At 72.1% G+C, this 24,161-nt stretch carries 22 protein-coding genes; 1 reads left to right on the top strand and 21 read right to left on the bottom strand.

Going from position 1 to position 24,161, the window contains the following annotated elements:
- Positions 1 to 10 precede the first annotated feature (10 nt).
- The 11 genes from ACIQPR_RS15140 to ACIQPR_RS15090 form a co-directional block, all read right to left on the bottom strand.
- Positions 11 to 916: a glutamate ABC transporter substrate-binding protein gene (locus ACIQPR_RS15140; protein ID WP_403647384.1), complete on the bottom strand. Its 906-nt coding sequence runs from the start codon at positions 914 to 916 to the stop codon at positions 11 to 13.
- A gap of 16 nt (positions 917 to 932) precedes the next feature.
- Positions 933 to 1,676, bottom strand: a complete 744-nt coding sequence (locus tag ACIQPR_RS15135) for an amino acid ABC transporter ATP-binding protein (protein ID WP_403647381.1) — start codon at positions 1,674 to 1,676, stop codon at positions 933 to 935.
- 112 nt (positions 1,677 to 1,788) lie between these two features.
- Positions 1,789 to 2,196, bottom strand: a complete 408-nt coding sequence (locus tag ACIQPR_RS15130) for a DUF6278 family protein (RefSeq protein ID WP_403647378.1) — start codon at positions 2,194 to 2,196, stop codon at positions 1,789 to 1,791.
- Between the two features lie 114 nt (positions 2,197 to 2,310).
- On the bottom strand, positions 2,311 to 3,090 hold the full coding sequence (locus ACIQPR_RS15125) for an exodeoxyribonuclease III (RefSeq protein WP_403647375.1): 780 nt from the start codon (positions 3,088 to 3,090) through the stop codon (positions 2,311 to 2,313).
- Positions 3,091 to 3,120: 30 nt separating this feature from the next.
- Complete coding sequence (locus tag ACIQPR_RS15120; protein WP_403647373.1) at positions 3,121 to 3,765, bottom strand: MBL fold metallo-hydrolase; 645 nt, start codon at positions 3,763 to 3,765, stop codon at positions 3,121 to 3,123.
- Between the two features lie 70 nt (positions 3,766 to 3,835).
- Complete coding sequence (gene pcaC, locus ACIQPR_RS15115; protein ID WP_403647938.1) at positions 3,836 to 5,128, bottom strand: 4-carboxymuconolactone decarboxylase; 1,293 nt, start codon at positions 5,126 to 5,128, stop codon at positions 3,836 to 3,838.
- Between the two features lie 183 nt (positions 5,129 to 5,311).
- Positions 5,312 to 7,531, bottom strand: coding sequence for an SWIM zinc finger family protein (locus tag ACIQPR_RS15110; protein ID WP_403647370.1), 2,220 nt, complete (start codon positions 7,529 to 7,531; stop codon positions 5,312 to 5,314).
- A complete protein-coding gene (locus ACIQPR_RS15105) occupies positions 7,528 to 10,362 on the bottom strand; it encodes an SNF2-related protein (RefSeq protein WP_403647367.1) in 2,835 nt (944 codons plus the stop codon). Before ACIQPR_RS15105 ends, ACIQPR_RS15110 begins: the two co-directional genes overlap by 4 nt.
- Before the next feature lie 98 nt (positions 10,363 to 10,460).
- Positions 10,461 to 11,042 carry a sugar kinase gene (locus ACIQPR_RS15100; RefSeq protein ID WP_403647364.1) on the bottom strand — a complete coding sequence of 194 codons (582 nt, stop codon included), beginning with the start codon at positions 11,040 to 11,042 and terminating at the stop codon, positions 10,461 to 10,463.
- Entirely contained in the window at positions 11,039 to 12,187 is a 1,149-nt protein-coding gene (locus tag ACIQPR_RS15095; RefSeq protein WP_403647935.1) for an ROK family glucokinase, read from the bottom strand. The genes ACIQPR_RS15100 and ACIQPR_RS15095 overlap by 4 nt, the downstream gene beginning before the upstream one ends.
- 195 nt (positions 12,188 to 12,382) lie before the next feature.
- The gene (locus tag ACIQPR_RS15090; protein WP_403647932.1) at positions 12,383 to 13,120 is read right to left on the bottom strand and encodes a GntR family transcriptional regulator; all 738 of its coding nucleotides are present in this window, start codon (positions 13,118 to 13,120) and stop codon (positions 12,383 to 12,385) included.
- 129 nt (positions 13,121 to 13,249) lie between these two features.
- On the opposite strand from ACIQPR_RS15090, the gene ACIQPR_RS15085 reads away from it, so the two are divergent.
- A complete protein-coding gene (locus ACIQPR_RS15085; RefSeq protein ID WP_403647361.1) occupies positions 13,250 to 14,266 on the top strand; it encodes a Gfo/Idh/MocA family oxidoreductase in 1,017 nt (338 codons plus the stop codon).
- A 128-nt stretch (positions 14,267 to 14,394) separates the two neighbouring features.
- Here ACIQPR_RS15085 and ACIQPR_RS15080 read toward each other — a convergent pair whose 3' ends face one another.
- The 10 genes from ACIQPR_RS15080 to allB all read right to left on the bottom strand — a co-directional run bounded on the left by ACIQPR_RS15080 (position 14,395) and on the right by allB (position 23,937).
- Complete coding sequence (locus ACIQPR_RS15080) at positions 14,395 to 14,793, bottom strand: PaaI family thioesterase (protein ID WP_403647929.1); 399 nt, start codon at positions 14,791 to 14,793, stop codon at positions 14,395 to 14,397.
- 111 nt (positions 14,794 to 14,904) lie between these two features.
- Positions 14,905 to 16,089 (bottom strand): cytochrome P450, encoded by a 1,185-nt coding sequence (locus ACIQPR_RS15075; protein ID WP_403647358.1) that lies wholly within the window; start codon positions 16,087 to 16,089, stop codon positions 14,905 to 14,907.
- A gap of 65 nt (positions 16,090 to 16,154) precedes the next feature.
- The gene (locus ACIQPR_RS15070) at positions 16,155 to 16,841 is read right to left on the bottom strand and encodes a response regulator (RefSeq protein WP_403647355.1); all 687 of its coding nucleotides are present in this window, start codon (positions 16,839 to 16,841) and stop codon (positions 16,155 to 16,157) included.
- 38 nt (positions 16,842 to 16,879) lie between these two features.
- Positions 16,880 to 18,136, bottom strand: a complete 1,257-nt coding sequence (locus ACIQPR_RS15065; protein WP_403647352.1) for a sensor histidine kinase — start codon at positions 18,134 to 18,136, stop codon at positions 16,880 to 16,882.
- Between the two features lie 159 nt (positions 18,137 to 18,295).
- The gene (locus ACIQPR_RS15060) at positions 18,296 to 18,685 is read right to left on the bottom strand and encodes a ribonuclease domain-containing protein (protein ID WP_403647349.1); all 390 of its coding nucleotides are present in this window, start codon (positions 18,683 to 18,685) and stop codon (positions 18,296 to 18,298) included.
- A gap of 87 nt (positions 18,686 to 18,772) precedes the next feature.
- Positions 18,773 to 19,678, bottom strand: a complete 906-nt coding sequence (locus ACIQPR_RS15055; RefSeq protein ID WP_403647346.1) for a DMT family transporter — start codon at positions 19,676 to 19,678, stop codon at positions 18,773 to 18,775.
- Positions 19,679 to 19,769: 91 nt separating this feature from the next.
- Complete coding sequence (locus ACIQPR_RS15050; protein WP_403647343.1) at positions 19,770 to 20,396, bottom strand: dihydrofolate reductase family protein; 627 nt, start codon at positions 20,394 to 20,396, stop codon at positions 19,770 to 19,772.
- An 89-nt stretch (positions 20,397 to 20,485) separates the two neighbouring features.
- On the bottom strand, positions 20,486 to 21,301 hold the full coding sequence (locus tag ACIQPR_RS15045; RefSeq protein ID WP_403647340.1) for an AIM24 family protein: 816 nt from the start codon (positions 21,299 to 21,301) through the stop codon (positions 20,486 to 20,488).
- 118 nt (positions 21,302 to 21,419) lie between these two features.
- Positions 21,420 to 22,550 (bottom strand): allantoicase, encoded by a 1,131-nt coding sequence (gene alc / locus ACIQPR_RS15040; protein WP_403647337.1) that lies wholly within the window; start codon positions 22,548 to 22,550, stop codon positions 21,420 to 21,422.
- 49 nt (positions 22,551 to 22,599) lie between these two features.
- Positions 22,600 to 23,937, bottom strand: coding sequence for an allantoinase AllB (gene allB / locus ACIQPR_RS15035; protein WP_403647335.1), 1,338 nt, complete (start codon positions 23,935 to 23,937; stop codon positions 22,600 to 22,602).
- Positions 23,938 to 24,161: the final 224 nt, after the last annotated feature.

Here is a 24,161-nt window from a genome sequence, read left to right as displayed (position 1 = left end):
TCGGACTCGCTCAGCTCGCCGGGTAGCGGTCGATCGCGGGCGGGGTGGGCGCGGGCACTCCGGACAGGCCGAGCGTCGCCTCGTACGCCTTCTTCCAGTCGCCGTTCTTCTCACGGGCCTCCAAGGCGTCGTCGAGGGCGAAGCGCAGGGCGTTGTCGCCGTGCGGGACTCCGATGCCGTACGGCTCCTTCGAGAAGGGCTTGCCGACGACCTTGAGCTGGTCGGGGACCTTCGCCGCGTAGCCGATGAGGATCGCGTCGTCGGTGGTGACGGCGTCGACCTGGTAGGTGAGCAGGTTGTCGACACAGACCGAGTAGGTGTCGTAGGCGACGAGTTGGGCCTTGGGATAGTCGTCCTTGATGCGCTGGTACGGCGTGGAGCCGGCCGCCGAGCAGACGCGTTTGCCGGCGAGGTCCTGCGGGCCGTGGATGTCGTGCTCGTCGGTGCGCACGAGGAGCGACTGGCCGGCCAGGTAGTAGGGCCCGGCGAAGCCGACGAGTTTCTTGCGCAGGTCGTTGATGGTGTAGGTGCCGACGTAGTAGTCGATCTGGCCGTTCTGGAGGGCGGTTTCGCGGTTGGCGGAGGCGATCGTGCGGAAGTGGACGGTCTTCGGGGCGAAGCCGAGGGAGGCCGACATCATCCTGGCGATCTCGATGTCGAAGCCGGAGTAGGTGCCGGTGGCGGGGTCCTTCTCGCCGAGGTAGGGCTGGTCCTCCTTGGCGCCCACCGTGAAGTAGCCGCGCTTCTTCGCCCGCTTCCAGGTCTTGGAGTCGGGGAGCTGAAAGCCTTGCGCCACTTGGTAGTTGGGGAGCCGGTCGGCGGCCGGGCCCTTGACGGGCGGGCTGCCCTCCTTGCCGCAGGCGGTCGCGAACAGGGCGAGAACCAGCACGAGGAGCACACGAGTGGTACGGAACATGGATCGCACTCCCCGCTCAGTGCTTGAGGATCTTGGACAGGAAGTCCTTGGCCCGGTCGGTGCGCGGGTTGGTGAAGAACTCCTCGGGGGTGCGGTCCTCGACGACGCGGCCGTCGGCCATGAACACGACGCGGCCCGCGGCGGAGCGGGCGAAGCCCATCTCGTGGGTGACGACGACCATGGTCATGCCGTCCTGGGCCAACTGCCGCATGACGTCCAGGACTTCGTTGATCATCTCCGGGTCGAGGGCCGAGGTCGGCTCGTCGAAGAGCAGCGCCTTGGGCTCCATGGCCAGGGCGCGGGCGATGGCCACGCGCTGCTGCTGGCCGCCGGAGAGCTGCACGGGGAACTTGGGCGCCTGCGCGGCGAGGCCCACGCGGTCGAGGAGTTCGAGGGAGCGCCGGTCGGCGTCGTCCCGCTTGCGTCCCCGGACCTTGATCTGGGCCAACGAGACGTTCTGGAGCACCGTCTTGTGGGCGAAGAGGTTGAAGGACTGGAAGACCATGCCGACTTCGGCGCGGAGTCTCGCGAGGGCCTTGCCCTCCTCGGGCAGCGGCCGGCCGTCGAGCTGGATCGTCCCGGACTCGATGGTCTCCAGCCGGTTGATCGTCCGGCACAGCGTCGACTTTCCCGACCCCGAAGGGCCGATGACCACGACCACCTCCCCCTTGCCGACGGTGAGGTTGATGTCCTGGAGGACATGCAGCTCCCCGTAGTACTTGTTGACGTCCCGCAGTTCGATCAACGGATCGACGGCCATGCCCAGCCCTACTCACTCTCAGCTGTGTCGTGGTCGCCGCAAACTATCCAGACAAGACCGGAGTTAAAGCACGACACGCACTTTTCGGGCATTAGCCGTATTTACACCGCTCTTACTCTTCGGCGACCTCCGCGTACAGCTGCGAGAGCTCCGGCACACCGCTCGCGGCCCACTCGTGACCGGAGGCCACGACGTCGAACTCGCGCCCGGAGACCAGCCGTACGACGGGCTGGCCGTCCGAGCGGATCTCCCAGGCGGCGCCCTCCACCGTGCGCACGATCACGGTCCCCAGATACAGACCGGCGTCGTTGCCGAGCCAGGACACGGTCTCCTCGTCGTCCCGCCAGCGCGGCACCAGCTGGTCGAGCGCCTCCAACGAGCCTGCGGAGTCGTCGAGTCGGATGCCCTCCCGGGACGCGTGGGAACGCAGCAGCTCGCACTCGGCCAGCAACTCGGCGATGCCCTCGGCGTCATGGATACGGTGCTTCTCGGCCCGGTCGCCCAGGAAAGGGATGTTCATACATACAGCGTGTCATTCGCACCGCCGTACGCACCACAGGGCGTCGCCGGTGGCGGCCGGTGTCGCTCGCCCGAGCCCGTCCGCACGGACCCGGGCCGGGACGGGACGGGCCGGTCAGACGTCCAGGTCCACCACGACCGGTGCGTGGTCCGAGGCGCCCTTGCCCTTGCGCTCCTCGCGGTCCACGTAGGAGTCGGTGACGGCCTTCGCGAAGGATTCGTTGCCGTACACGAGGTCGATGCGCATGCCCCGGTTCTTCGGGAACGCGAGCTGGCGGTAGTCCCAGTACGTGTACGGGTGGTCGTACTTCAGGGGGCGCGGGACCACGTCCGTCAGGCCCGACTCGCGCAGGGCGGTGAGGGCGGCGCGCTCGGCCGGGGTGACATGGGTCAGGCCCTCGAAGGCGGCCACGTCGAAGACGTCGTCGTCGGTCGGTGCCACGTTGTAGTCACCGAGCACGGCGAACGGGCGGCTGCCCTGCGCGTCGCCCGCGACGGCCGCCTTGAGGGCCTCGAACCACTGGAGCTTGTACGCGTAGTGGGGGTGGTCCACCTCGCGGCCGTTGGGCACGTACACCGACCAGACGCGGACCGGGCCGCAGGTCGCGGAGACGGCGCGCGGCTCCTGGACGCCGTCGTAGCCGGGGTCTCCGGGGAGGCCCTTGACCACGTCTTCGAGGCCCACGCGGGAGAGCACCGCCACGCCGTTCCATCTGCCGGTCGCGTTCACCGCCGCCTCGTAGCCCGCCTCGCGCAGCTCGTCGAACGGGAACTGCGCCTCGGCGAGCTTGGCCTCCTGGAGGCACAGCACGTCGGTGCCGCTGCTCTCCAGCCAGGCCAGGAGCCTCGGCAGACGGGCGGTGATCGAGTTCACGTTCCAGGTCGCGATGCGCATGCCTCACAACCTACCGGGCGGCACCGACACTCAGACCGACGCGCTGTCCCCCGGCGCCAGCCGCAGATGCTCCGCGCCGCCGAGCGCGCCGATCTGATGGTCGTAGATCGGCCGGGCGAGGTCCGTGAGCAGGGCGTCGTGGATGTCGTAGGCGCGCTGCGGCTTGACCTCGCGGACGTAGTCGATGACCTCGGAGATCTTGCTCCAGGGGGCCATGACCGGGAGCATCAGGGTCTCGACGGGGTGGTCGGGGACGGTGAGGGCGTCGCCGGGGTGGAAGACGCGGCCTCCGTCGACGAGGTAGCCGACGTTGGTGATGCGCGGGATGTCGGGGTGGATCACGGCGTGCAGTTCGCCGTGCACCTGGACGTCGAAGCCCGCCGCCGTGAAGGTGTCGCCGTGGCCGACCGTGTGCACGCGGCCCGGGAAGGCGGCGGAGAGCTGGTCCGCGACCGACTTCAGGGTCCAGATCTCGGCGGCCGGGTTGGCGTCCAGGCCCGCCCGCAGCCGGTCCTCGTTGAAGTGGTCGAGGTGCTCGTGCGTGACGAGGATCGCCTCGACGCCGGCCGTGGCGTCCTCCTCGGTGAAGGTGCCCGGGTCGATGACGAGCGTGCGGCCGTCCTTCTCCAGACGGATGCAGGCGTGCGACTTCTTGGTGAGCGTGGTGAGCGTCATGGGTCCATCCTCTCCCCGCCCGGCTCCGGGCGGGCGGGCGAGGCTGGTGCTTTCGGTACCGGGCTGACGATCACTCCGTGGGGGTCGTCTCCTCGCGGATGACCTGCTGGGCGACCTTGAAGGCGCTGTTCGCCGCCGGCACCCCGCAGTACACGGCCGCCTGGAGCAGCACCTCCTTGATCTCGACCGGGGTGAGGCCGTTGCGCAGCGCCGCCCGGGTGTGGAAGGCCAGCTCGTCCAGATGACCGCCCGCGACCAGCGCGGTGAGCGTGACACAGCTGCGGGAGCGCCGGTCCAGGCCCGGCCGGTCCCAGATCTCGCCCCACGCGTACCGGGTGATGAACTCCTGGAAGTCCCCGGAGAACTCGTCCGCCTGCGCGAGCGCCCGGTCCACATGCGCGTCGCCGAGCACCTCCCGGCGGACCTTGATCCCGGCGTCGTAGGGATCAGGACGGCCCATGACCTGCGGCGGTACGGGAGGCGGCGGCGCGATCTCGGCGATGGGTGCGACCTGCTGGGGCGCGGCGAGGACCGGCCTGGCCGGGGGCGCGACAACGGCGACCTGCCCGGTGGACTGGTCGTAGGGCGGCTGCCAGGCCGTGGAGAAGTGCCGGACCAGGAGGTCGGTGACGGCGGCGGGCTGCTCGACCGGGACCAGGTGCGAGGCACCGGGTACGACCGCGAGGCGGGCGTCCGGGATGCCAGCGACCAGGGTGCGGGCCTCGGCGGGCCCGGTGACCTGGTCGTCCGAGCCGACGAGGACGAGGGTCGGGACGCCGATACGGGCCAGTTCCGACCGTACGTCGAACGCGGCCAGCGCCTCGCACGCGGCGATGTAGCAGCCGGGGTCGGTGGTGCGCACCATCTGTACGGCCCACTCGGTGATCGCGGGCTGCGCGGCGGCGAAACCGCTGGTGAACCAGCGCTCGGGCGAGGTACGGGCGATGGGGTCGAGCCCGTTGGTGCGCACGATCACCCCGCGCTGGCGGAACTCGTCCGCCGAGCCGAAGCGGGGCGAGGCCGCGATCAGCGCGAGGGAGGCCACCCGCTCCGGGTGGCGCAGGACCAGTTCGAGACCGACCGCGCCGCCGAGCGCGCAGCCCGCGTAGCCGAAGCGCTGCACGCCGAGCGCGTCGAGGGTGACCAGCAGCCGGTCGGCCAGGTCGGAGACCGCGCCCGCCGGGTGCGCGGGTGAGCCGCCGTGGCCCGGCAGATCGAACCGGAAGACCCGCCACTGCTTCGCCAGCTCGGGCACCTGGCGGTCGAACATGTGCCAAGTCGTCCCGAGCGACGGACCCAGGATGAGAACCGGGGCGTCCTCGGGGCCGTCGAAGCGGTACTGGAGGGCGGGGCTGTTGTTCATGTCGCTCACCGCTCCAACGTAACCGCCGTTTCTTACGGCCCGGCTGTGGGGCCCCCGGTCTCCGCACCCGGCTCCCACACTTCGGTGGGGAACTCTCACAGCGTCTTCACCCGGTAGCGAGGGTGAGGCATCGGGGGCAGGGGTGAGGCACTGGGGGCGAAGGTCGCAGGTCGGAGGTCGGGCTCAGAGTTCGCCGGGGGCACCCAGGCCGGTCAGTGCGCCGACCGGGTCCAGGTCGGGGGTGCCTCTGGGCCACCAGTCGTCGTGGCCCGGTTCCGATTCGTAGGCGTACCACAAGCCGTCGCGGCCCAGGCGGAGTTGGACGTGGCCGTGGGGGTGGGTGAGGTGGTTGTGCCAGGGGCGGAAGGCCGGGAGGTCGGCGGCGAGGAGCAGGGGGCGGGCCCGGTCGAAGCGGCCGGCCGGCGGGTCCCAGGGCTCTTCGAGCACCGCGAGGCCCTCGATGCCGCCCTGCCGCCAGGCGGCGACCGCGCGCGCCAGCTCGGCGGCGGTGCGTCCGGTGGCCTTGGCGAGGGAGGCGTAGAGGGAACGGGTGGCGGCGGTCAGCCCCGAACCCGGGCGGGCGGCGGCGAGCCGGACCGCGTCCTGCCACAGGGTCAGCTCCCCGACCGGATCCCGGCCGGTGCCGAGCAGCGCGTGCGCGCGGACGGCGGCGTCGGTCGCCAACTGGTCGAGGGCGAAGGGGTCCGGGCCGCCGGGTGCCGCCGGGTACACCGGGGGCTGCCCGGGGTGCGGGGGCATGGGCAACGGGGGCGGGAGCGGCGGGAGTCGGCGGTCCTTCGCCAGGGCCTCCGTGGCCCGGACTCCGGGGAGGGGGACCGGTTCGTGGTCCTGGGCGGCACGGGCGGCCCGGGCCGCGTTGCGGCGCGACAGCGCGTCCAGCAGCGGGCGTTCGCCCCGGCCGCGCAGCAGGAGCAGGACGAAGGGGTCCGCGTCGAGGAGACGCGCGGTCTGGTAGCAGAGGGCGGCGGCGTGCTTGCAGGGGTGCCCGGCGTCGGGGCAACTGCAATGCGGGTCCAGATCACCCGGCCCCGGCAGCAATGGAACCCCGCACTCGGCAAGGGACTTGGGCATCTCCTTGTCCAGCAGCGCGGCGATGTGCCCTGGCCGGTCGGCGGCGGCGTCCAGGAACCGGTCCCAGTCGGCGTCGTCGAGCGTCCGCAGCCGCACCTGTACGCGGTAGGGGCGGGGACGGCTGCCCTGCACGTACGCGAGCACGAGCCCCGGCGTCACGGTGATCGCGTCGACGTGCCCCTTCTCCGCGTAACTCCGCCCGCGCGTGAGGCGTTTGGCGTCCAACGCGCCTTCCTCCAAGGCGGTGACCCACGCGTTGCCCCACCAGGTCCCGGCGAAGCGTGTGTCCTGCGAGGGCCTGGGCGGGAACGCGGGGAAGGTACGGCGGAGGTCGCCGTCGCGGGAGGGGGCGGCCATGGAGGGGGAGGTGGAGGGGGTGGGGGCGGGGTCGGGGTCGGGGCCCGAGTTGGTGGTGAGGGGCTCGGGCGTGGTGTGGCGTGCGGTGCGGTCCGGTGTTCGGGTGGTCCAACTCTCCTGGTCTTCTTGGTCGTTGTCGGCGGGCGGCTCCGTCGTGGGGTCGTCGTCCCGGGGCATCACGAAGGCGTCGGCGAGCATGTCCCGTACGGCGCGGGCCCGTTCGTCCGCGACACCGCGGGGCCGTGGGGCGTCCGAGCCGGACGGAGCGGAGGTCGGGCGGGGTGATCGGGGCGGTCGGGGCGCGGGCTCAACTTCCTTGTGCCCGGCGTCAGTCAGAGCCTGCCGAGCCCCTCGCCGGGCAGCTCGCAGCGCCTCGCGTGCGATGTCGGCGGGGCGTACGGAACGTGCGGACGCCTGATCCGGGGTGCTGTCGGCCGGGGCGGCGGCAGGAGGTGTGGGGAGGTCGTCCCCGTGTTCTGCGGGACCGGTGGCCGGTTCGCTGCCCGTGTCCTCGGGGTCGGCCGCCGCGGCTGCCTCGCGCCGAACCGGTCGCGCGGCGCGCAGCGCGGCACGGGCGGCGTCTCCGGGGCGAGGGGCGGACGGCTGTGGGGCGGGTGACTGGGGATCGGCGGTGAGGGGTGCGGTGACCGCCGACGCATCGACGCCGGTCGACACGGGTGTGCGCGACGGCGGCTCCTCGGGGTCGGCGGGCACGGGCGCGTGAGACTCCGGCTTCCCGGAACCAGACACCTCAGCCCCGCCGCCGCCCTCCTCGTCCTCAAGGTGCGCCGGATCACCCTCAGGTTCCCGCTGCTCCAGTTCCCGCTGTCGGTGCTCGCGGGCCGCCCGCAGGGCCTGTCGGGCCAGGTCGGCGGGGCGGGAGGTTCGCTGTTCGGGCGTTTCCTGCTGCTCCGGCCCGCTTCCGGCCTGTGCCGTGGTCTCCGTCCCCGTCACGGCTGCCTCCGCAACGACACCAGGTCCGACAGTTCGCGGTCGGTCAGTTCCGTCAGGGACGACTCGCCGGAGCCGAGGATCGCGTCGGCCAACGCCCGCTTGGATTCGAGCATTTCGGCGATGCGGTCCTCGACCGTGCCCTCGGTGATGAGGCGGTGGACCTGGACCGGCTGGGTCTGGCCGATGCGGTACGCGCGGTCCGTGGCCTGTTCCTCGACCGCCGGGTTCCACCAGCGGTCGAAGTGGACGACATGGCCCGCGCGGGTGAGGTTCAGGCCGGTGCCCGCCGCCTTCAGGGACAGGATCAGCACGGGGGTCGCGCCGGCCTGGAAGCGGTCCACCATGCGCTCCCGCTCCGGTACCGGTGTGCCGCCGTGCAGCAGGTCGACCGGGACCGCGCGGGCCGCCAGATGGGAGGTGATCAGGCGGGCCATGCCGACGTACTGCGTGAAGACGATCGCGGAACCGTCCTCCGACAGCACCGTGTCCAACAGCTCGTCCAGCAGGGCGAGTTTGCCCGAGCGGGCGGTGAGACGGTCGCCGCCGGCCTGGGCCGCCGTGTGCTCCTCCTTCAGATACAGCGCCGGGTGGTCGCAGATCTGCTTGAGGGAGGTGAGGAGCTTGAGGACCAGGCCCCGGCGCGCGATGCCCTCCGTCGTCTCGATCGCCAGCATCGATTCCCGCACCACCGCCTCGTAGAGCGAGGCCTGTTCGCGGGTGAGCGGGACCGGGTGGTCCGTCTCCGTCTTCGGCGGGAGTTCGGGGACGATGCCGGGGTCGGACTTCTTGCGGCGCAGCAGGAACGGGCGGACCAGACGGGCGAGCCGGGTCACCGCCTCCTCGTCCTCGCCGTTCTCCACCGCGCGCGCGTGCCGGGCGCGGAAGGACTTCAGGGGGCCGAGGAGTCCGGGGGTCGTCCAGTCGAGCAGGGCCCAGAGTTCGGAGAGGTTGTTCTCGACGGGCGTGCCGGTGAGGGCCACGCGCGCGGGGGACGGGATCGTGCGCAGGGCCTTCGCGGTCGCCGAGTACGGGTTCTTGACGTGCTGTGCCTCGTCCGCGACGACCATGCCCCAGGGCTGCTGGGCGAGGGTCGCCGCCGTCGAGCGCATCGTGCCGTACGTGGTGAGGACGAAGCCGCCGGTCAGGTCCTGGAGGGTGCGGTCCGCGCCGTGGAAGCGGCGGACGGGGACCTCCGGGGCGAAGCGGGCGATCTCGCGCTGCCAGTTGCCCAGGAGTGAGGCGGGGCAGATCACGAGGGTGGGGTCGGGGTGTGCCCGGCGCAGGTGGAGGGCGATCAGGGTGATCGTCTTGCCGAGGCCCATGTCGTCGGCGAGGCAGCCGCCGAGGCCGAGGGAGGTCATCAGGTCGAGCCAGGCCAGGCCGCGGAGTTGGTAGTCCCTGAGGGTGGCCTGGAGGGCGGGCGGGGGCTCGGCGGGGCGGATGCCCTCCGTCAAGCGGTCGCGGAGGGTGGCCAGCGCGCCGACCGGGACCGCCGCCACCTGTTCGCCGTCGACCTCCGCCGTGCCCGTGAGCGCGACGGACAGCGCGTCGATCGGGTCGAGCAGGCCCAGTTCGCGTTTGCGGGCCTTGCGGACGAGGGCGGGGTCGACCAGCACCCATTGGTCCCGCAGTCGTACGACCGGGCGGTGGGCCTCGGCCAGGACGTCCATCTCGGCCTCGGTGAGCGGGTCGCCGCCGAGCGCCAACTGCCAGCGGAACTGGAGGAGTTCCTCGCTCTCGAAGAAGCCGGTGCCGTCGGTCGCCGAGCCCGGCGCCGACCGGACCACGGCGGACACCGTGAGGTCCTGCGCCAGGTCCCGGGGCCAGTGGACGGCGACCCCGGCCGCCGCGAGCCGGGTGGCCGCCACGCCGAGCAGATCGCCCAACTCCTCCTCGGAGAGGGCGAGTACGTCGGGTGCGTCCTGTTCGGTGAGGCGGTCGAGCGGGGGCCACACGCGCGCGGCCCGGCGTACGGCCAGTGCGGCGTCCACGCGGGCGCGCGGGCCGAAGGCCGTGTCCGCCGTGCCCGCCCACAGGGCCGCCGCGTCGACCACGAGGGTGGGATCGGCGAGACTGTGCACCTGGACGATCGCCGCGCCCGCGCTGCGCACCCGGCCGCCGTCGTCGAACAGGTCGTAGGCCGAGAGGTCCAGGCGGAGCGAGACGCGCACGCCCGCGTCCATGCCGGCAGCGACCTCCGCGGCCCAGTCCTGGGCGTCGCGCAGACGCTGCGGCGGGCGGGCCGCGAAGGGCATCCCCGAGGTGTACGGCGCCGCCGGGGTGCGGGGCAGGGTGTCCGCGACGGCGTCCAGGAAGGACCGCATCAGGGCTTCCGGCTCGGGCAGCCGGAGCGGGCCGGGGCCGGGCAGCGGGACGGCGTGGCCCTCGTAGGGCAGGGCCGCGGCGACCGCGCGGACGTGGGCGATGTCCTGCGGTTCCAGGGGGCCCGCGCGCCAGGCGTCGTGGCCCGCGGCGGTGAGGCCGGGGAGCAGCCGGCCGCAGGCGGTGAGCCGGAGCGCGTGCAGGGCGGCGGCGCCCCAGCAGGCCGTGGCGGGATGGGCGGCGGGGTCTCGGCGGGCGCGCACCAGCAGGGGCAGGGCCGCTTCGATGGGCAGGGTCAGCGCGGGGGCGGACCTGCGGCGGATCGCGGCGCCCTGTCGTCGTACGACCGTCAACTCGGTCTGTTCCACGCCCTCTTCGGCTTCGGGGAGGGCGCGCTCGCCGTCGGGGTCCCAGAAGGCGAAGCGGCCCTCGCGCGGGACGACGGGGGACGGCAGGAAGACGGCGGCCAGCCGTACGGAGATCTGCTCCATGAGTGCCGTGTCCGTCATACGTCCTGTCACCTCCCGCCCGTCGGTCGTGTCAGCTGTCTTCGACTCTACGGGCGGGGTCTGACAATCGGCCCCGGCGACGGGCCGGGGCCGGTCCGCTAGGGAACCGTGCGGGAGACGACGTAGACCATGGGGAGGGCCGGGTCGGACAGGTTCACCACGATGTCCTGGGTGGGTGCCGGGTCCTTCTGCTTGTTGACGACGCCCCACCAGGGGCCGGGCCCGGTGAACTTCCAGCCGGTGATCTTCTGGTCGCGGTCGCTGATGGTGATGTCGTTCTTCTTCAGCGTGTCCCGGTCGATCCCCGTGCCGGCGAGGAAGGTGTCGAGTCCGGCCTCGGAGGTCTGGAACTGGACGTAGAGGCGGCTGGTCTTCCAGTTGTTGGTCTCGTAGAAGGCGACTTCCTCCGCCGGGTGCGGGACCGGTACCTGGTACAGGCGGCGCTGGACCTTGGAGGGCCAGCCCACGGTGAGCCCGGTCGCCGAGTACTTGGCCTCCTTGTCCTTGCCGCTGTTGCGGCTCTGGTTCGCGGAGATCGCCAGATAGACGGCCGGTACGCCGATGAGCAGCACGATGATGAGCAGGGTGAGCGCCCGGCGGCGGGCCTTGTGGCGGGGGTCCTCGGGCGGCCGGGGCGGCTCGTCGCGGGGGGTGGCCTGGCGGGGCAGCGATGCGATCATGCGGTGTCCTGGGTGCCGCGCCGGGACTCGGCGAACCGTTCGTAGCGCTCGTACCGTTCGACCCGGCGGCGGTTGGCGCGGCGGAAGCGGCGGGCGACCAGGCGGGCGAGGTCGGCGGCGCCGACCATGCCGGCCTCGGGGCCGAGCTGGGCGCGCACTATGCGGGCCTCGGGGCGGTAGCCGCGGCCGGTGAGCTGGCGTTTGAACGCGTCGCGCGCGGGGCCGATCAGCAGGTCGTCGGCGGCCGAGACGCCGCCGCCGATCACGAAGCAGGAGGGGTCGAGGGCGGCGGCGAGGTTGGCGATGCCGACGCCCAGCCACTGGCCGATGTCCTGGAGCAGTTCGATGCACATCGCGTCGCCCTCGCGGGCGAGTTCCGTGATCATGGGCCCGGTGATGTCGCCGATGCTGCCCTTGACGTGCTCGATGATCCCGTAGGCCACCGGGGAGTCGGCCGCGGCCAGTTCGCGGGCCTCTCTGACCAGGGCGTTGCCGGAGCTGTACTGCTCCCAGCAGCCGCGGTTGCCGCACGGGCAGCGGTGGCCGCCGGGCACGACCTGCATATGGCCGAACTCGCCGGCGACGCCGTACTTGCCGCGCTTGACCTGGCCGTCCTCCAGGATCGCGCCGCCGATGCCGGTGCCGAGCGTGATCATGACGAGGTGGTCCTCGCCGCGGCCGGCGCCGAAGCGCCACTCGGCCCAGGCGGCGGTGTTGGCGTCGTTGTCCACCAGGACGGGGACGGAGAGCCTGCTGGTGATGCGGTCCCTGAGGGGCTCGTTCCGCCAGGACAGGTGGGGCGCGAACAGGACGCGGTTGCGTTCGGCGTCGACCCAGCCGGCCGCGCCGATGCCGACCGCGTGCACGTCGTGCCGGTCGGACAGGTCCAGGACCAGTTCGACGATGGTGTCCTCGACGACCTTGGGGCTCTTGGACTTGTCCGGGGTCTCCGTGCGGAGCTTCTCCAGGATGTTGCCGTCGGCGTCCACGACGCCCGCCATGACCTTGGTGCCGCCGATGTCGATGCCGACGGTGGGCACGCGGGGGGCCGTCAGGTGCGACCTCCGCTCACGGGTGCCGACCGTGCGGAGCGCCGTGGCGCGGCGGGAGCCTATGGGGGCGCTGAAATTGCCGTAGGTGCTCATCAAGGCCCGATTCTGCCTCACGGTGACCGTAGGTGCTGTGCGGGGGCGGACAGGGGGTGCGGATCGTTGTCCTGTGCGGGTGCTTTGTGGCTGGTCGCGCGGTTCATCGGGCCCTTGAAGGGGTGCTTCGGCGGGCGCCGTCCGAAATTTAATTGTCCGGACATTACGACGAGCATCCCGGGGCAAACGGCGCGCTCATGGACGTACCAGGAGCTGGAACTCGAACGAATAGCGCGTCGGCCGATATGTGTGGCTGCCGAACTCGACCGCGCGGCCCGTGTCGTCGAACGTCGTGCGCTGCATGGTGAGGAGCGGGGCGCCCTCGGTCTCGGCCAGCCGCTCGGCCTCCTCGGCGGTCGCGCCCCGGGCGCCGATGGACTGGCGGGCGCTGTGCAGGGTGATCCCGGCGGTGCGCATCATCCGGTACAGGCCGGTGGCCTCCAGTTGCGCGGAGTCCAGGTCGAGCAGGCCGAGCGGCAGATGGTTGGAGAGGTGCGCCATCGGCTCGCCGTGCGCCAGCCGCAACCGGTCGATGCGGTGCACGTCGCCGCCCTCGGCCACGCCGAGCGCCGCCGCGACCTCGGCGGACGCCGGGACGACGGTGTTGACGAGGACCTTGGTGGCGGGGCGCTGTCCGGCCGCCTCCAGGTCGTCGAAGAGGCTGCTGAGTTCGAGCGGGCGTTTGACCTGGCTGTGCACGACCTGGGTGCCGACGCCCCGGCGGCGCACCAGGAGTCCCTTGTCGACGAGGGACTGGATGGCCTGGCGGACCGTGGGCCGGGACAGGCCGAGCCGGGCGGCGAGTTCGATCTCGTTGCCCAGCAGGCTGCCCGGGGTCAGCGAGCCGTGCTCGATCGCGGCCTCCAGCTGTTGGGACAGCTGGAAGTACAGCGGCACCGGGCTGCTCCGGTCCACGCTGAGTTCGAGCGGCACGGTCGGGTCCACATCTGGTTTCGGCACGGGGCGAGCGTAGCTCTGTGAATGGTTGACGGGAAGTGATGTAGTTCGATTGTCCGGACATACGCATTGACAGCGTGCCTGGTCGGCCCTCAGGTTGTTCCCATGCGCATCGGAGTCATCGGTACGGGCCGCATCGGGACCATCCATGCCAGGACACTCAGCCGTCATCGTGAGGTCGGTTCGCTGATCCTCACGGACGTGGACCCCACGCGGGCCCAGGAGCTGGCGAACCGGCTGGGGGAGACGGCGGCACCGAGCACGGAGGAGATCTTCAAGTGGGGCGTGGACGCCGTGGTGATCACTACGGCGACATCGGCGCACGCCGAACTGATCGGCCGGGCGGCACGCTCCGGGCTCCCGGTGTTCTGCGAGAAGCCCATCGCGCTGGATCTGCCCGGTTCCCTACAGGCGATAGCCGAGGTCGAGACGGCGGGAACGATCCTTCAGATGGGGTTCCAGCGCCGGTTCGACAAGGGGTACACGGGGGCGCGCGAGGCGGTGCGTTCGGGGCGGCTGGGACGGCTGCACACGGTCCGGGCGATGACCTCCGACCAGACCCCGCCCCCGGCGGCCTATCTGCCGATCTCCGGCGGGCTGTACCGGGACACCCTGATCCACGACTTCGACATGCTGCGCTGGGTGACCGGGCGCGAGGTGGTCGACGTGTTCGCGGCCGGTTCGGACGCCGGGCCCGCGATGTTCCGCGAGGCCGGTGACATCGACACGGCCGCGGCCGTCCTCACGCTGGACGACGGGACGCTGGCCACGGTGACGGCCACCCGGCTGAACGGGGCGGGCTACGACGTCCGGATGGAGCTGGCCGGGGAACTGGACCAGATCGTGGTCGGCCTGGACGACCGCACCCCGATCGCGTCCACCGAACCGTCCGGACCGCCGGCCGCGACCAAGCCGTGGACCGGCTTCCTGGAGCGCTTCGGGCCCGCCTACGAGGCCGAACTGATCGCCTTCGTGGAGGTCGTGGTCGGACAGCGGACCAACCCGTGCGACGGCCGCGAGGCCCTCCAGGCCCTGCGGATCGCCGAGGCGTGCGAACTGTCGCGGCGCGAGCGAAGACAAGTCCGGCTGGGCGAGATCGCGGGCGGGTACGCCCTCACCTGAGCGGCCGTATCGCCGGGGCCGTGTCGCCGGGGCCGTCACATCCGTGCCGATCACGGACTCGCGCCCACCGGAAGTCCACCGAGGCGCGCAGGGCGAGCCGGTCCCTTCCCGAGCGTCCGCCGCTCCCTTCAGGACGTGCGGACGGCCAGCACCGTCCCCTGGGCGACCGCGCACAGCGACTCCGTGCCGTCGTCGGCGATCGTGAGGACGTCGCAGCGGACCACGGCCTGGCGGCGGCCGGACTGCACGACCTCGGCGCGGGCGCGCAGCGTGGAGCCGGTGGCCGGGCGGACGTACTGGATGCTGAGGCCTCCGGTGAGGACCGCGGGGCCGAGGACGGAGCCGCCGGCGAAGGTGAGCGCGTTGTCGGCGGCATAGGCGAGGACTCCGCCGTGCACGAAGCCGTGCTGCTGGTGGAGGTCCTCCCTGATGTCGATCTCCAGCGTGGCGCCGCCGTCCCCGAAGGCACTCAGCCGCGCGCCGATCAGCCTGCTGAAGGGCTGGCTCGCCAGCGCCTTCCGGGCCATGTCCAGGTCGAACTCCACGAGCGCGGTCACGAGAACAGGCCTCCCAGGGCATCCACGACGACTTCCGGTCCGACCCCACCACGGCTGCTACGGCGGTCCGGTGCGGCCGTTCTACCAGCGCACCGGCAGGGCGCGCATCCCGCGCATCAGCATGCCCGGGAGCCAGTCGCCGGGCGGACCGTCCAGGGCGAGACCCGGGGCGCGCTCCAGCAGCGTGCGGATCGCCGTACGGGCTTCGAGGCGGGCCAGCGGGGCGCCCAGGCAGTAGTGGATGCCGTGGCCGAAGGCGAGGTGGCCGCGGGTGTCGCGGCGGATGTCGAAGCGGTCCGGGGCGGGAAAGCGGTCCCCGTCGCGGTCGGCGGCGGTCAGGCCGACCATGACGGGATCGCCCTTCTCCACGGTGGTACCGGCGATCTCCAGGCGCTCGGCGGCGAAGCGGAACGTGGCGTTCTCCACCGGTCCCTCGTAGCGCAGCATCTCCTCGACGGCACCGTCCAGAAGGGTCATGTCGGCGCGCAGGGCGGCGAGTTGGTCGGGGTGGGCGAGCAGGGCGTGGATACCGCTGGTGAGGAGGTTGACGGTCGTCTCGTGACCGGCGACGAGCAGGACGAAGGCCATGCCCCGCAGTTCCCGCGGGGAGAGCCGGTCGCCGTCCTCGGCGGTGGTGCGGATCAGGTCGCCGAGGAGGTCCCCGCCGGGGCCGGCGCGGCGCTTGGCCTCGATCAACTCCCCCAGATACTCGGCGAGTCGTACGAACGCGTCGTACTCACTGCCCGGACTGGTGGGCGCGACCGCCTCCGTGGACAGCTTGCGGAACTCCGCGCGGTCCATGTCGGGTACGCCGAGCAGTTCGCAGATCACGGTGATGGGCAGCGGGTAGGAGAGCGACTCGACGAGGTCGGCGCGGCCGAGCGGCAGCATGGCGTCGAGGAGTTCGTCGGTGATCTGCTGGACGCGCGGGCGCAGTTCCTCGACGCGGCGCATGGTGAAGGAGCGGGTGACGAGCCCGCGCAGGCGGGTGTGGTCCGGCGGGTCGGCGGCCAGCAGGTACTTGCCGATCAGCTCCTCGTCGAGGAACGTCACCCCGATCCTGCTGCCGTCCTTGGCGAGCCGGGGGTCGGCGAGCGCCGCGCGGGCCTCCTCGTGCCCCACGATCAGCCAGGTCACATGGTGCTGGTCCGACTCCGGCAGGCGCACGAGGTGCACCGGGCCGCGCTCGCGCAGCATCGCGTACACCGCATGCGGGTTCCGCCGGAACTCCGCGCCGAACTCCCCCAGATCGATGGCCCCGGTCACTGCCTGCCCCCTCCGGACGATCCCCCGAGATCTTCCAGTGCAGTGGGAACGATCGGCGCCGGCTACTAGTGCCCGCCGTCGCCGTCATCTTCGAGCAGGCCCGCGTCGTAGGCCAACAGGGCGATCTGCACACGGTTGTTGAGGTCGAGCTTGGCCAGGATGCGGGAGACGTGGGTCTTGACGGTGGCGACGCTCATGAAGAGGCCGGTGGCGATCTCGGCGTTGGCGAGGCCCCGGCCGACGGCGACGGCGACCTCGCGTTCGCGCTCCCCCAGGGTGGCGAGGCGGGCACGCGCGCGTGCGCGACGGTTGTCGGTGCCCGCGCTCGTGCCGGCCGCGTGCTCCATCAGTTGCCGGGTGACTGCGGGCGACAGGACGGGGTCGCCGGCCGCGACCCGGCGCACCGCGTCGAGGATCTCGGCGGGCGGGGTGTCCTTGAGGACGAAGCCGGCGGCGCCCGCGCGGAGGGCCCGTAGCACCTGTTCGTCGGCGTGGAAGGTGGTGAGGACGACGATCTGGGGCGCGTCGCCGCGGGCGCGCAGCCGCTCGGTGGCGGTCAGTCCGTCGACCGAGGGCATCCGGATGTCCATCAGGACGACGTCCGGGTGGACGCGGTCGACGAGTTCCTCGACCTCGCCGCCGTCGGCCGCCTCACCGACGATCTCGATGTCGGCGGCGCCGCCCATCATGAAGGACAGTCCGGCCCGCACCAGCGGGTCGTCGTCGACGAGGAGCAGTCTGATCGCAGTCATGGGGCTACGTAACCACGCTCCCGCGCGCGGGAGCCGGGTCACCCCCAGGGCAGCCAGGCCCGTACCCGGAATCCGCCGTCCTCGCGACGGCCGTGTTCGAGCCGGCCGCCGGCCAGTGTCGCCCGCTCGGTCAGGCCGATCAGGCCCTGGCCCGAGCCGGGGACGTGCGGGACCGCGCCCTCCGGGGGCGGGTTGTCGACGGCGACCTCCAGGCCCTCGCCCGGAGTCCCGTCGACGGTCACCGTGACCTCGGTGCCGGGGGCGTGTTTGCGGGCGTTGGTGAGGCCCTCCTGGGCGATGCGGTAGGCGGTGCGGCCCACGGAGGAGGGCACCGCCGCGGGGTCGGTGACCCGGTTGACGAGGGTGACCTTCATGCCGGCCTCGCGGGACTCGGTGACCAGGGCGTCCAGGGCGCCGAGCGTGGGCTGCGGGCGGCCCGTGTCGTCGGGCTCGCCCGCGCGCAGGACGCCGATGATCTCCCGCAGGTCCTGGAGCGCCTCGTGGGCGCTCTCCCGGATGACTCCGGCCGCCCGCGCGACCTCCTCCTGGGGCGCGTCCGGCCGGAACTCCAGCGCGCCCGCGTGCACGCTCAGCAGGGTCAGCCGGTGCGCGAGCACGTCGTGCATCTCGCGGGCGATGGCCTCCCGGGCGAGCCGCTGGGCCTGTTCGGCACGCAGCTCCGCCTCCGTCTCGGCGCGCCGGGCGCGGTCGCGCAGGCTGAGCATGAGCTGCCGCTTGGAGCGGACGAACATGCCCCAGCCGATGACGGTGAGGGTGAACAGCTCGGTGAAGGCGACCGCTCCGGCGTAGGGCAGGTCGGGGTCCGGGCGGAGCCAGAAGAAGACCGGGGCCAGGGCGAGCTGGATGCCGCCGATCCAGGCGACGTAGCGGAAGGGGCGGTGCACGGCGAGGGTGAACACGGCGACCATGGCGGCGCCGCCGGCCGTGTTCGACAGGAAGCCGACGGGGATCATCGCGACGGCCAGTCCGACCGGCCAACGACGGCGCAACCACACCGCGCAGCAGGCCAGGACGCCGAACAGCTGGTCCACGACGGCGAGGGGGTGCGGGGTGGCGGAGTCGTTCCTGAGGCTCTGCGCGGCGATCAGCCCGATGATCACGGCGAGCAGGAAGCAGGAGGTGTCGACGACCCAGTCGCGTGCGGTACGGCGGGAGCGTCCGGGCCCTACGGCGTCGGGGTCGAGTCCGTCTGCCACGGCGGACGGCAGCAGCCAGCGGCGCCCCGCGAACGCGGGCGGTGCCTGCGCGGTCCTGTCATCGGTCACGGTCGACAAATCTACGCAGGGGCGGGCCCGGTCGGCCCGCCTCGACGGGGATCGGCGACCAAAGTCGCGGGAACGCAGACTTTCGGCGGACATGCCTCGCCCCGCGACCCTTGGACGTGGGGGGAGCCGCGGGGCGAGGGGTGAGCCGTGGTACGGCCTGGCGTCGGCTCAGCAGCCGAAGTTGATCAGCTTGAACGTGACGTAGTGGTCGGCGGTGTAGTAGTCCTCCTGGGTCTTCTTGCCGGTGATGATCCGGCGTGCGCCGCGCGTGGAGGAGCCCGGCGTCTTGACCGTGTACTCGTGGTAGTAGCCGGACGCCTGGCTGGGCAGGACGCCTTCCTGGTTGCGGAAGACGGTGCCGTCCTGCGAGTAGGGGAAGGGGCCGTTCGTCGCGATCAGGTCGAGCGTGTCGTACGCCTGGTCGGGCAGGGCGCTGTAGCAGATGCTGCCGACCGCGGCGGCGGCCGGGCTCGCGGTGGCGACGGTGCCGCCCACGAGGAGGGCGGACAGGACGGCGGCCGCGGCGCCGATGCGGGTTGCGCGTGGGGGGAATCTCATGCCCCCCATGATGACGCGCGTAGATAGTGGCATGTCAATGACAACTCCGAAGATTTCTCCCGTCAAGTCCGATGAGTTTTCCGGGAGTTAACGCGCGGCCCGGCGCCCCCACCCGGTCCCCACCAACACCAGCAGGCCGCCCGCCAGCCCGAACGCGCCGAGCCGTTCGCCGCCCAGTGCGACACCGGCCGCGGCGGCCCACAGGGGTTCGGTGCCGAGCAGCAGGCCGACCCGGGAGGGGGAGGTCCGGCGTACGGCCCACATCTGGACGAAGAACGCGAACAGGGTGCAGAACAGGGACAGGAACAGCAGCCCGGCCCACTCCCCCGCCCCGAAGTCCGCCGCCGTCGCCCACGGCGTGGGGCCCGTCCCGGCCGACAGCAGGGCGAACACCGCGACGGCGGCGCCGAGTTGGACGGTGGTCAGGGGGAGGGCGTCGGCGCCCCGGACGGACGTCAGCCGGGACATGGCCAGTACGTGCAGGGTGCGGGCCAGGGCCGCGAGCAGCATCAGGAGGTCGCCCAGGGAGGGGCGGCTGAAGCCGGCGCCCTGGGTCAGCAGCAGCACGCCGAGCACGGAGAGGGCGGCGGCGCCGAGGAAGGCGCGGGAGGGCCGGGTGCGGGTCACCGCGGCCTCGGCGAGCGGGGTGAAGATCATGGTGAGGCTGATGATGAGGCCCGCGTTCGTCGCCGAGGTGTGCACGACGCCGTAGGTCTCCAGGAGGAAGATCCCGGCGAGGATCAGCCCGAGCAGGGCCGCGCCGCGCCACTGGGCGGGCGTCAGGGCGCGCAGCGCGCGGTGGCCCACGACCGCCAGGACGGGCAGGACGAGGGCGAAGCGCAGGACCAGGACGGCGAGGACCGTGCGGGCGGTGGTGATGTCCTTGGCGGCGAGATAGCTGGCGCCCCAGACCACGGCGACCAGCAGGACGGGCAGGTCGGTGTGCCAGGTGCGGCGGGGCGCGGCGGCGCGCGGTACGGCGATCGAGGACATGGGGGCGGCTCTCCCGGTCTCCGGCGAAGGGGTGGAGACATCGGCGGCTGCCACACGGAACGATCACCGTACCGGCGCGGACCCCGGTTGACTAGGCGGTTTCCGGGTCGGCGTACGAGCCGTAGGTGGGGCGTCCGGCCAGGTCGTACGTCTGGATGGAGACGCCGGTGCCGGTGATCGTCCCGCCCGTGCGGCGGAAGGCCCTGGGGGTGGTGCCCTCGGGGAACAGGCGCAGGCCGGTGCCGAGCACGACCGGGAAGGTCACCAGGTGGACGGTGTCGAGCAGGTCGAGTTCGAGCAGGGACCGGACCAGGGCGCCGCTGCCGTGCACCTGGACCTCGCCCTCGGTGCGCTCCTTGAGGGCGGTGACCTCCTTGGCGAGATCGCCGCCGAGGACGGTGGTACCGGCCCAGGAGGGGTCGGTGAGGGTGGCCGAGGCGACGTACTTCGGCAGCGCGTTCAGCTTCGACGCGATCGGGTCCGCGGGGTCGGTCATGTTCGGCCAGTACGAGGCGAAGATGTCGTACGTGCGGCGGCCGAGCAGATAGGCGGCGGAGCGGTCGAAGACGTCGACCACGAAGCGGCCGAAGTCGTCGTCGCCGTACACGAAGCTCCAGCCGCCGTGCTCGAAGCCGCCCCGGGTGTCCTCCTCGGGGCCGCCGGGGGCCTGGTAGACGCCGTCGAGGGTGACGAAGATGGTGGAGACGAGCTTGCCCATGTCGGTCGCCTGCTTCCTGCTGCGGGGTTCGGTGTCATCAGCTCAGACCCCGGCCGCCCCCGCAACTCATCGGTCTCCGCTACGGCACCTCACCCGGCGTGCGTCGAGAACATGCCGCCGGTCGGGCCCTGCTTGTCGCCGCCCTGGGCCTTCTTCAGGGCGTTGGCGAGGCTCTCGATGGTGAGGGACTGGAGGATGACACGGCCGTTGCCCTCCAGGGTGGCCAGGGAGAGGCCCTCGCCGCCGAAGACGGCGTTCATCAGGCCCTGGCGGTTGAGGCCGCCGATGCGCTGGACGCCGTACTGGACGCCCTCCTCGAAGGCGACGATGCAGCCGGTGTCGACCTCGATGCGCCCGCCGAAGTCGGCCGGGTTCAGGTCGATGAAGTTGCCCGCGCCGGCGATGATCACCGTGCCGTGCCCGGTGAACTTCTCCAGGATGAAGCCCTCGCCGCCGCTCATGCCGGTCCGGCCGCCCTGGAAGGCGATGCCGAACCGCACGCTGGACTCGGCGGCCACGAAGGCGTCCTTCTCGGCGAACCACGCGCGCGTGCCGTCCAGTTCCAGGGCGCGCATCTCTCCGGGGAGGACGCCCGCGAAGCCGACGGTGCCCTCGCCGCCCTGGGCGGTGAAGTACTGGAACGCCAGCGACTCGCCCGCGAGCGCGCGCTGGCCGACCTGCATGGCCGTCCCCATGGCCTGCCGGAGCATGCCGCCCATGCCGCCGGAGCCGGCGCCGCCCTGCTGCTGTCCGGCGCCGGGCGGGCCGCTCAGACGGGTCTCCATGGTCACGTTCGTCGTCTTGAAGAGGAACTTGCCGGCCTCGCAGTACACGGTCTGGCCGGGGTTCAGGTTGACGACCGCCATCTGCATGGCGTTGCCGACGATTTCCTGCTGAAGGGTCACGAGGGGAGAACGCGCGGGAGGGCGGGTTCGGTTCCGGGAGCGCGGTGGGTCCCGGGGCGCGGGCGCCCCCGTCCTCGGACGCCGGACGGGCCGGGAACCCCCGTCCGGCGCTCCTGGTTCAGCCGCCCAGTTCCTGGTGGCGCGCCGCCAGTGCCGACACGCCCTCCTCCGTCAGCGAACCGAACAGCCGCAGCCGCGAGATCCCGCCGTCGGGATAGATGTCCACGCGCGCGTGCGTCCCGATCGCCGGGGCGGGCAGCACGAAGCGGTGGTTCGTGTCGGGCTGGAGGCGGGTGCGCGGGAGGATCTCGTGCCAGTCGCCGGTCTCGCCGTCGCGTACCGACACCGAGGCCCAGCCCGCGCTGTTGCCCTTCAGGTACGCCGTGTCGATCTCGACGGCGCGGATCTCGGAGCGGGCGGCCAGGGCGTAGCGGATCCAGTCGTTGCCCTGGTCGCGGCGGCGGCGGGTCTCCCAGCCGTCGTCCATCTTGCGGGAGCGGCCGGGCTGGATGGTGTTGCTCGCGGGCGAGTAGAAGAGGTTGGAGGCGTCCTCGGCCCGGCCGCCGTTCTCCAGGGCGACCACGTCGAAGGTGCCCAGGGCCCGCAGCCAGTCGGGGTCCGGTACGACCTCGCCGTGCACCCGCAGGCGGGCGATGCCGCCGTCGGGGTGCTGGTTGACGCGGAGGTGGGTGAAGCGCTGCTCGACCGAGACGGCGAAGCCGTTCGCCGCGTGGCCGCCGACCGGTGTGCGCGGGACCAGGGTCGTCCACTTCACGTCGTCGCAGAGGAGTTCCTCGGGGGACGGGGAGCCGGGCAGCGAGGTGCCCTCGACCGACACCGCCTGCGGGTAGTTGCCGCGGAAGTGGGCCGTGTCGACGACGATGCCCCGGATCACGCCGGGCGCGCCGAGCCGGACCAGGGCCCAGTCGTGGTCCTCGGCCGTGGGCCAGGGGTGCGCGGCCGAGGTGCCGCGCCGGCGGCGGGTCTCCCAGCCGTCCATGATCTTGCCCTTGTGGCCGAAGTGCTCGGGGTCGAACTCGGCGGGTCCGGGCACCAGGAGGTTCTCGCGCTCGGCGAAGAACTCGTCGTTGGCGGCGATGACCCCGGCGCCGAGCTGCCGGTCGGCGAGGTTGGCGTACCGGGTGAAGGGGAAGTCGGCCGTGCGGTAGTCCGCGTACGGGTCGCCGCCTCCGTAGGGGTTCGCGTCGCCGGTGAAGCGAGCCGGAGAAGATGCGTGCTGCGCCGTCACTGAATGTGCCTTTCGGGAGTCGGCCACTGTGCGGGTGCGGGTGGGTGAATCAGGCTGTACGGGTGAGGAGTTGGCCCTTCGGTTCGGTGAACTCGCCGTCCAGCACGATGCGTTCGCCGCGCAGCCAGGTCGACTTCACGACACCGCTGAGGGTCTTCCCGGCGTACGCCGTGACGCGGTTGCGGTGCTGGAGGGCGGCCGGGTCCACGGTGAACGTCTCGTCGGGCGCGAGGACCGCGAAGTCGGCGTCGCGGCCCGCCTCGATGGCGCCCTTGTGCTCAAGTCCCGCCAGCCGCGCGGTCCTTGTCGACATCCAGCGGACCACGTCGGCTAGGTCGTGGCCGCGTGCGCGCGCCTGGGTCCACACCGCGGCGAGGCTCAGCTGGAGGCCGGAGATGCCGCCCCACGCGGTGGCGAAGTCGGCGGTCTTCAGGTCGGCGGTGGAGGGCGAGTGGTCGGTCACCACGCAGTCGATGGTGCCGTCGGCCAGCGCCTGCCACAGCAGGTCCTGGTTGGCGGACTCGCGGATGGGCGGGCAGCACTTGAACTCGCTGGCCCCGTCCGGGACTTCCTCGGCCGTGAGGGTGAGGTAGTGGGGGCAGGTCTCCACCGTGATCCGGACGCCGTCGGCCTTGGCGGCGGCGATCAGCGGCAGCGCGTCGGAGGAGGACAGGTGCAGGACGTGCACCCGTGCGTCGAGGCGTCGGGCGGCGGCGATCAGTCCCGCGATGGCCGTGTCCTCGGCGTCGCGGGGACGGCTGGCGAGGAAGTCGGCGTACTTGGGGCCGCCGTGCTGCGGGGCCGTTTCGAGGTGGTGCGGGTCCTCGGCGTGCACGATGAGCAGGCCGCCGAACCCGGCGATCTCCGCGAGGGAGCGGGCCAGTTGGTCCTGGTCGAGGTGCGGGAACTCGTCGACGCCGGACGGCGACAGGAACGCCTTGAAGCCGAAGACTCCGGCGTCGTGCAGCGGGCGCAGGTCCTTGACGTTGTCGGGGAGGGCGCCGCCCCAGAAGCCGACGTCGATGTGGGCCTTGGTCGCGGCGACCTCCTGCTTGGTGCGGAGGTGGTCGACGGTGGTCGTGGGCGGGAGGGAGTTGAGCGGCATGTCGATCAGGGTGGTGATGCCGCCGGCCGCCGCCGCGCGGGTGGCGGTCCAGAAGCCCTCCCAGTGGGTGCGGCCGGGGTCGTTCACATGCACATGGGTGTCGACCAGTCCGGGCAGCAGGACGTCGTCGCCGAAGTCCTCGAACCGTGCCCCGGACGGGACTTCGGTGTCGTAGGGGAGGACGGCCGTGATCTTCCCGCCGGTGACGGCGACCGTCGCGGCGCGCGTCCCCTCGGGGGTGATGACCCGCCTGGAGCGCACCACCAGTTCAGCGTCGGACACCCGGACCCCTCTCTCTGCCGCCGTTGTTGCTTCCGGGAAACGGGATTTACGTCCACGTAACGGAATTCAACGTTCTGTTGAAGGAGTCTTCACTCCCGCCCCCGTACCGTCAAGGGCACACTTCTCCACGACGCGCCCGCCGCGCGCACTCTGTATGTTTCCACAAAGCGGAATTACACTTCCGACAAGCAGAACGTAGCTACGCACAGGCGGGGAGTCAACCG

The organism is Streptomyces sp. NPDC091280, assembly GCF_044768565.1.
Taxonomy (GTDB): domain Bacteria; phylum Actinomycetota; class Actinomycetes; order Streptomycetales; family Streptomycetaceae; genus Streptomyces.
Note: the sequence above shows the minus strand (reverse complement) of the source record. Positions and strands in the feature narration are given on the sequence as shown.

What these genes read in the sequence shown, in the direction of transcription:
- ACIQPR_RS15095 (WP_403647935.1), bottom strand. Translation starts at nt 12,187, where the DNA reads ATGAGCACCTACGGCAATTTCAGCGCCCCCATAGGCTCCCGCCGCGCC.
- ACIQPR_RS15100 (WP_403647364.1), bottom strand. Translation starts at nt 11,042, where the DNA reads ATGATCGCATCGCTGCCCCGCCAGGCCACCCCCCGCGACGAGCCGCCC.
- ACIQPR_RS15085 (WP_403647361.1), top strand. Translation starts at nt 13,250, where the DNA reads ATGCGCATCGGAGTCATCGGTACGGGCCGCATCGGGACCATCCATGCC.
- ACIQPR_RS15120 (WP_403647373.1), bottom strand. Translation starts at nt 3,765, where the DNA reads ATGACGCTCACCACGCTCACCAAGAAGTCGCACGCCTGCATCCGTCTG.
- ACIQPR_RS15060 (WP_403647349.1), bottom strand. Translation starts at nt 18,685, where the DNA reads ATGAGATTCCCCCCACGCGCAACCCGCATCGGCGCCGCGGCCGCCGTC.
- ACIQPR_RS15130 (WP_403647378.1), bottom strand. Translation starts at nt 2,196, where the DNA reads ATGAACATCCCTTTCCTGGGCGACCGGGCCGAGAAGCACCGTATCCAT.
- ACIQPR_RS15135 (WP_403647381.1), bottom strand. Translation starts at nt 1,676, where the DNA reads ATGGCCGTCGATCCGTTGATCGAACTGCGGGACGTCAACAAGTACTAC.
- pcaC (WP_403647938.1), bottom strand. Translation starts at nt 5,128, where the DNA reads ATGAACAACAGCCCCGCCCTCCAGTACCGCTTCGACGGCCCCGAGGAC.
- ACIQPR_RS15050 (WP_403647343.1), bottom strand. Translation starts at nt 20,396, where the DNA reads ATGGGCAAGCTCGTCTCCACCATCTTCGTCACCCTCGACGGCGTCTAC.
- ACIQPR_RS15105 (WP_403647367.1), bottom strand. Translation starts at nt 10,362, where the DNA reads ATGACGGACACGGCACTCATGGAGCAGATCTCCGTACGGCTGGCCGCC.
- ACIQPR_RS15140 (WP_403647384.1), bottom strand. Translation starts at nt 916, where the DNA reads ATGTTCCGTACCACTCGTGTGCTCCTCGTGCTGGTTCTCGCCCTGTTC.
- ACIQPR_RS15070 (WP_403647355.1), bottom strand. Translation starts at nt 16,841, where the DNA reads ATGACTGCGATCAGACTGCTCCTCGTCGACGACGACCCGCTGGTGCGG.
- ACIQPR_RS15125 (WP_403647375.1), bottom strand. Translation starts at nt 3,090, where the DNA reads ATGCGCATCGCGACCTGGAACGTGAACTCGATCACCGCCCGTCTGCCG.
- ACIQPR_RS15055 (WP_403647346.1), bottom strand. Translation starts at nt 19,678, where the DNA reads ATGTCCTCGATCGCCGTACCGCGCGCCGCCGCGCCCCGCCGCACCTGG.
- ACIQPR_RS15080 (WP_403647929.1), bottom strand. Translation starts at nt 14,793, where the DNA reads ATGGCCCGGAAGGCGCTGGCGAGCCAGCCCTTCAGCAGGCTGATCGGC.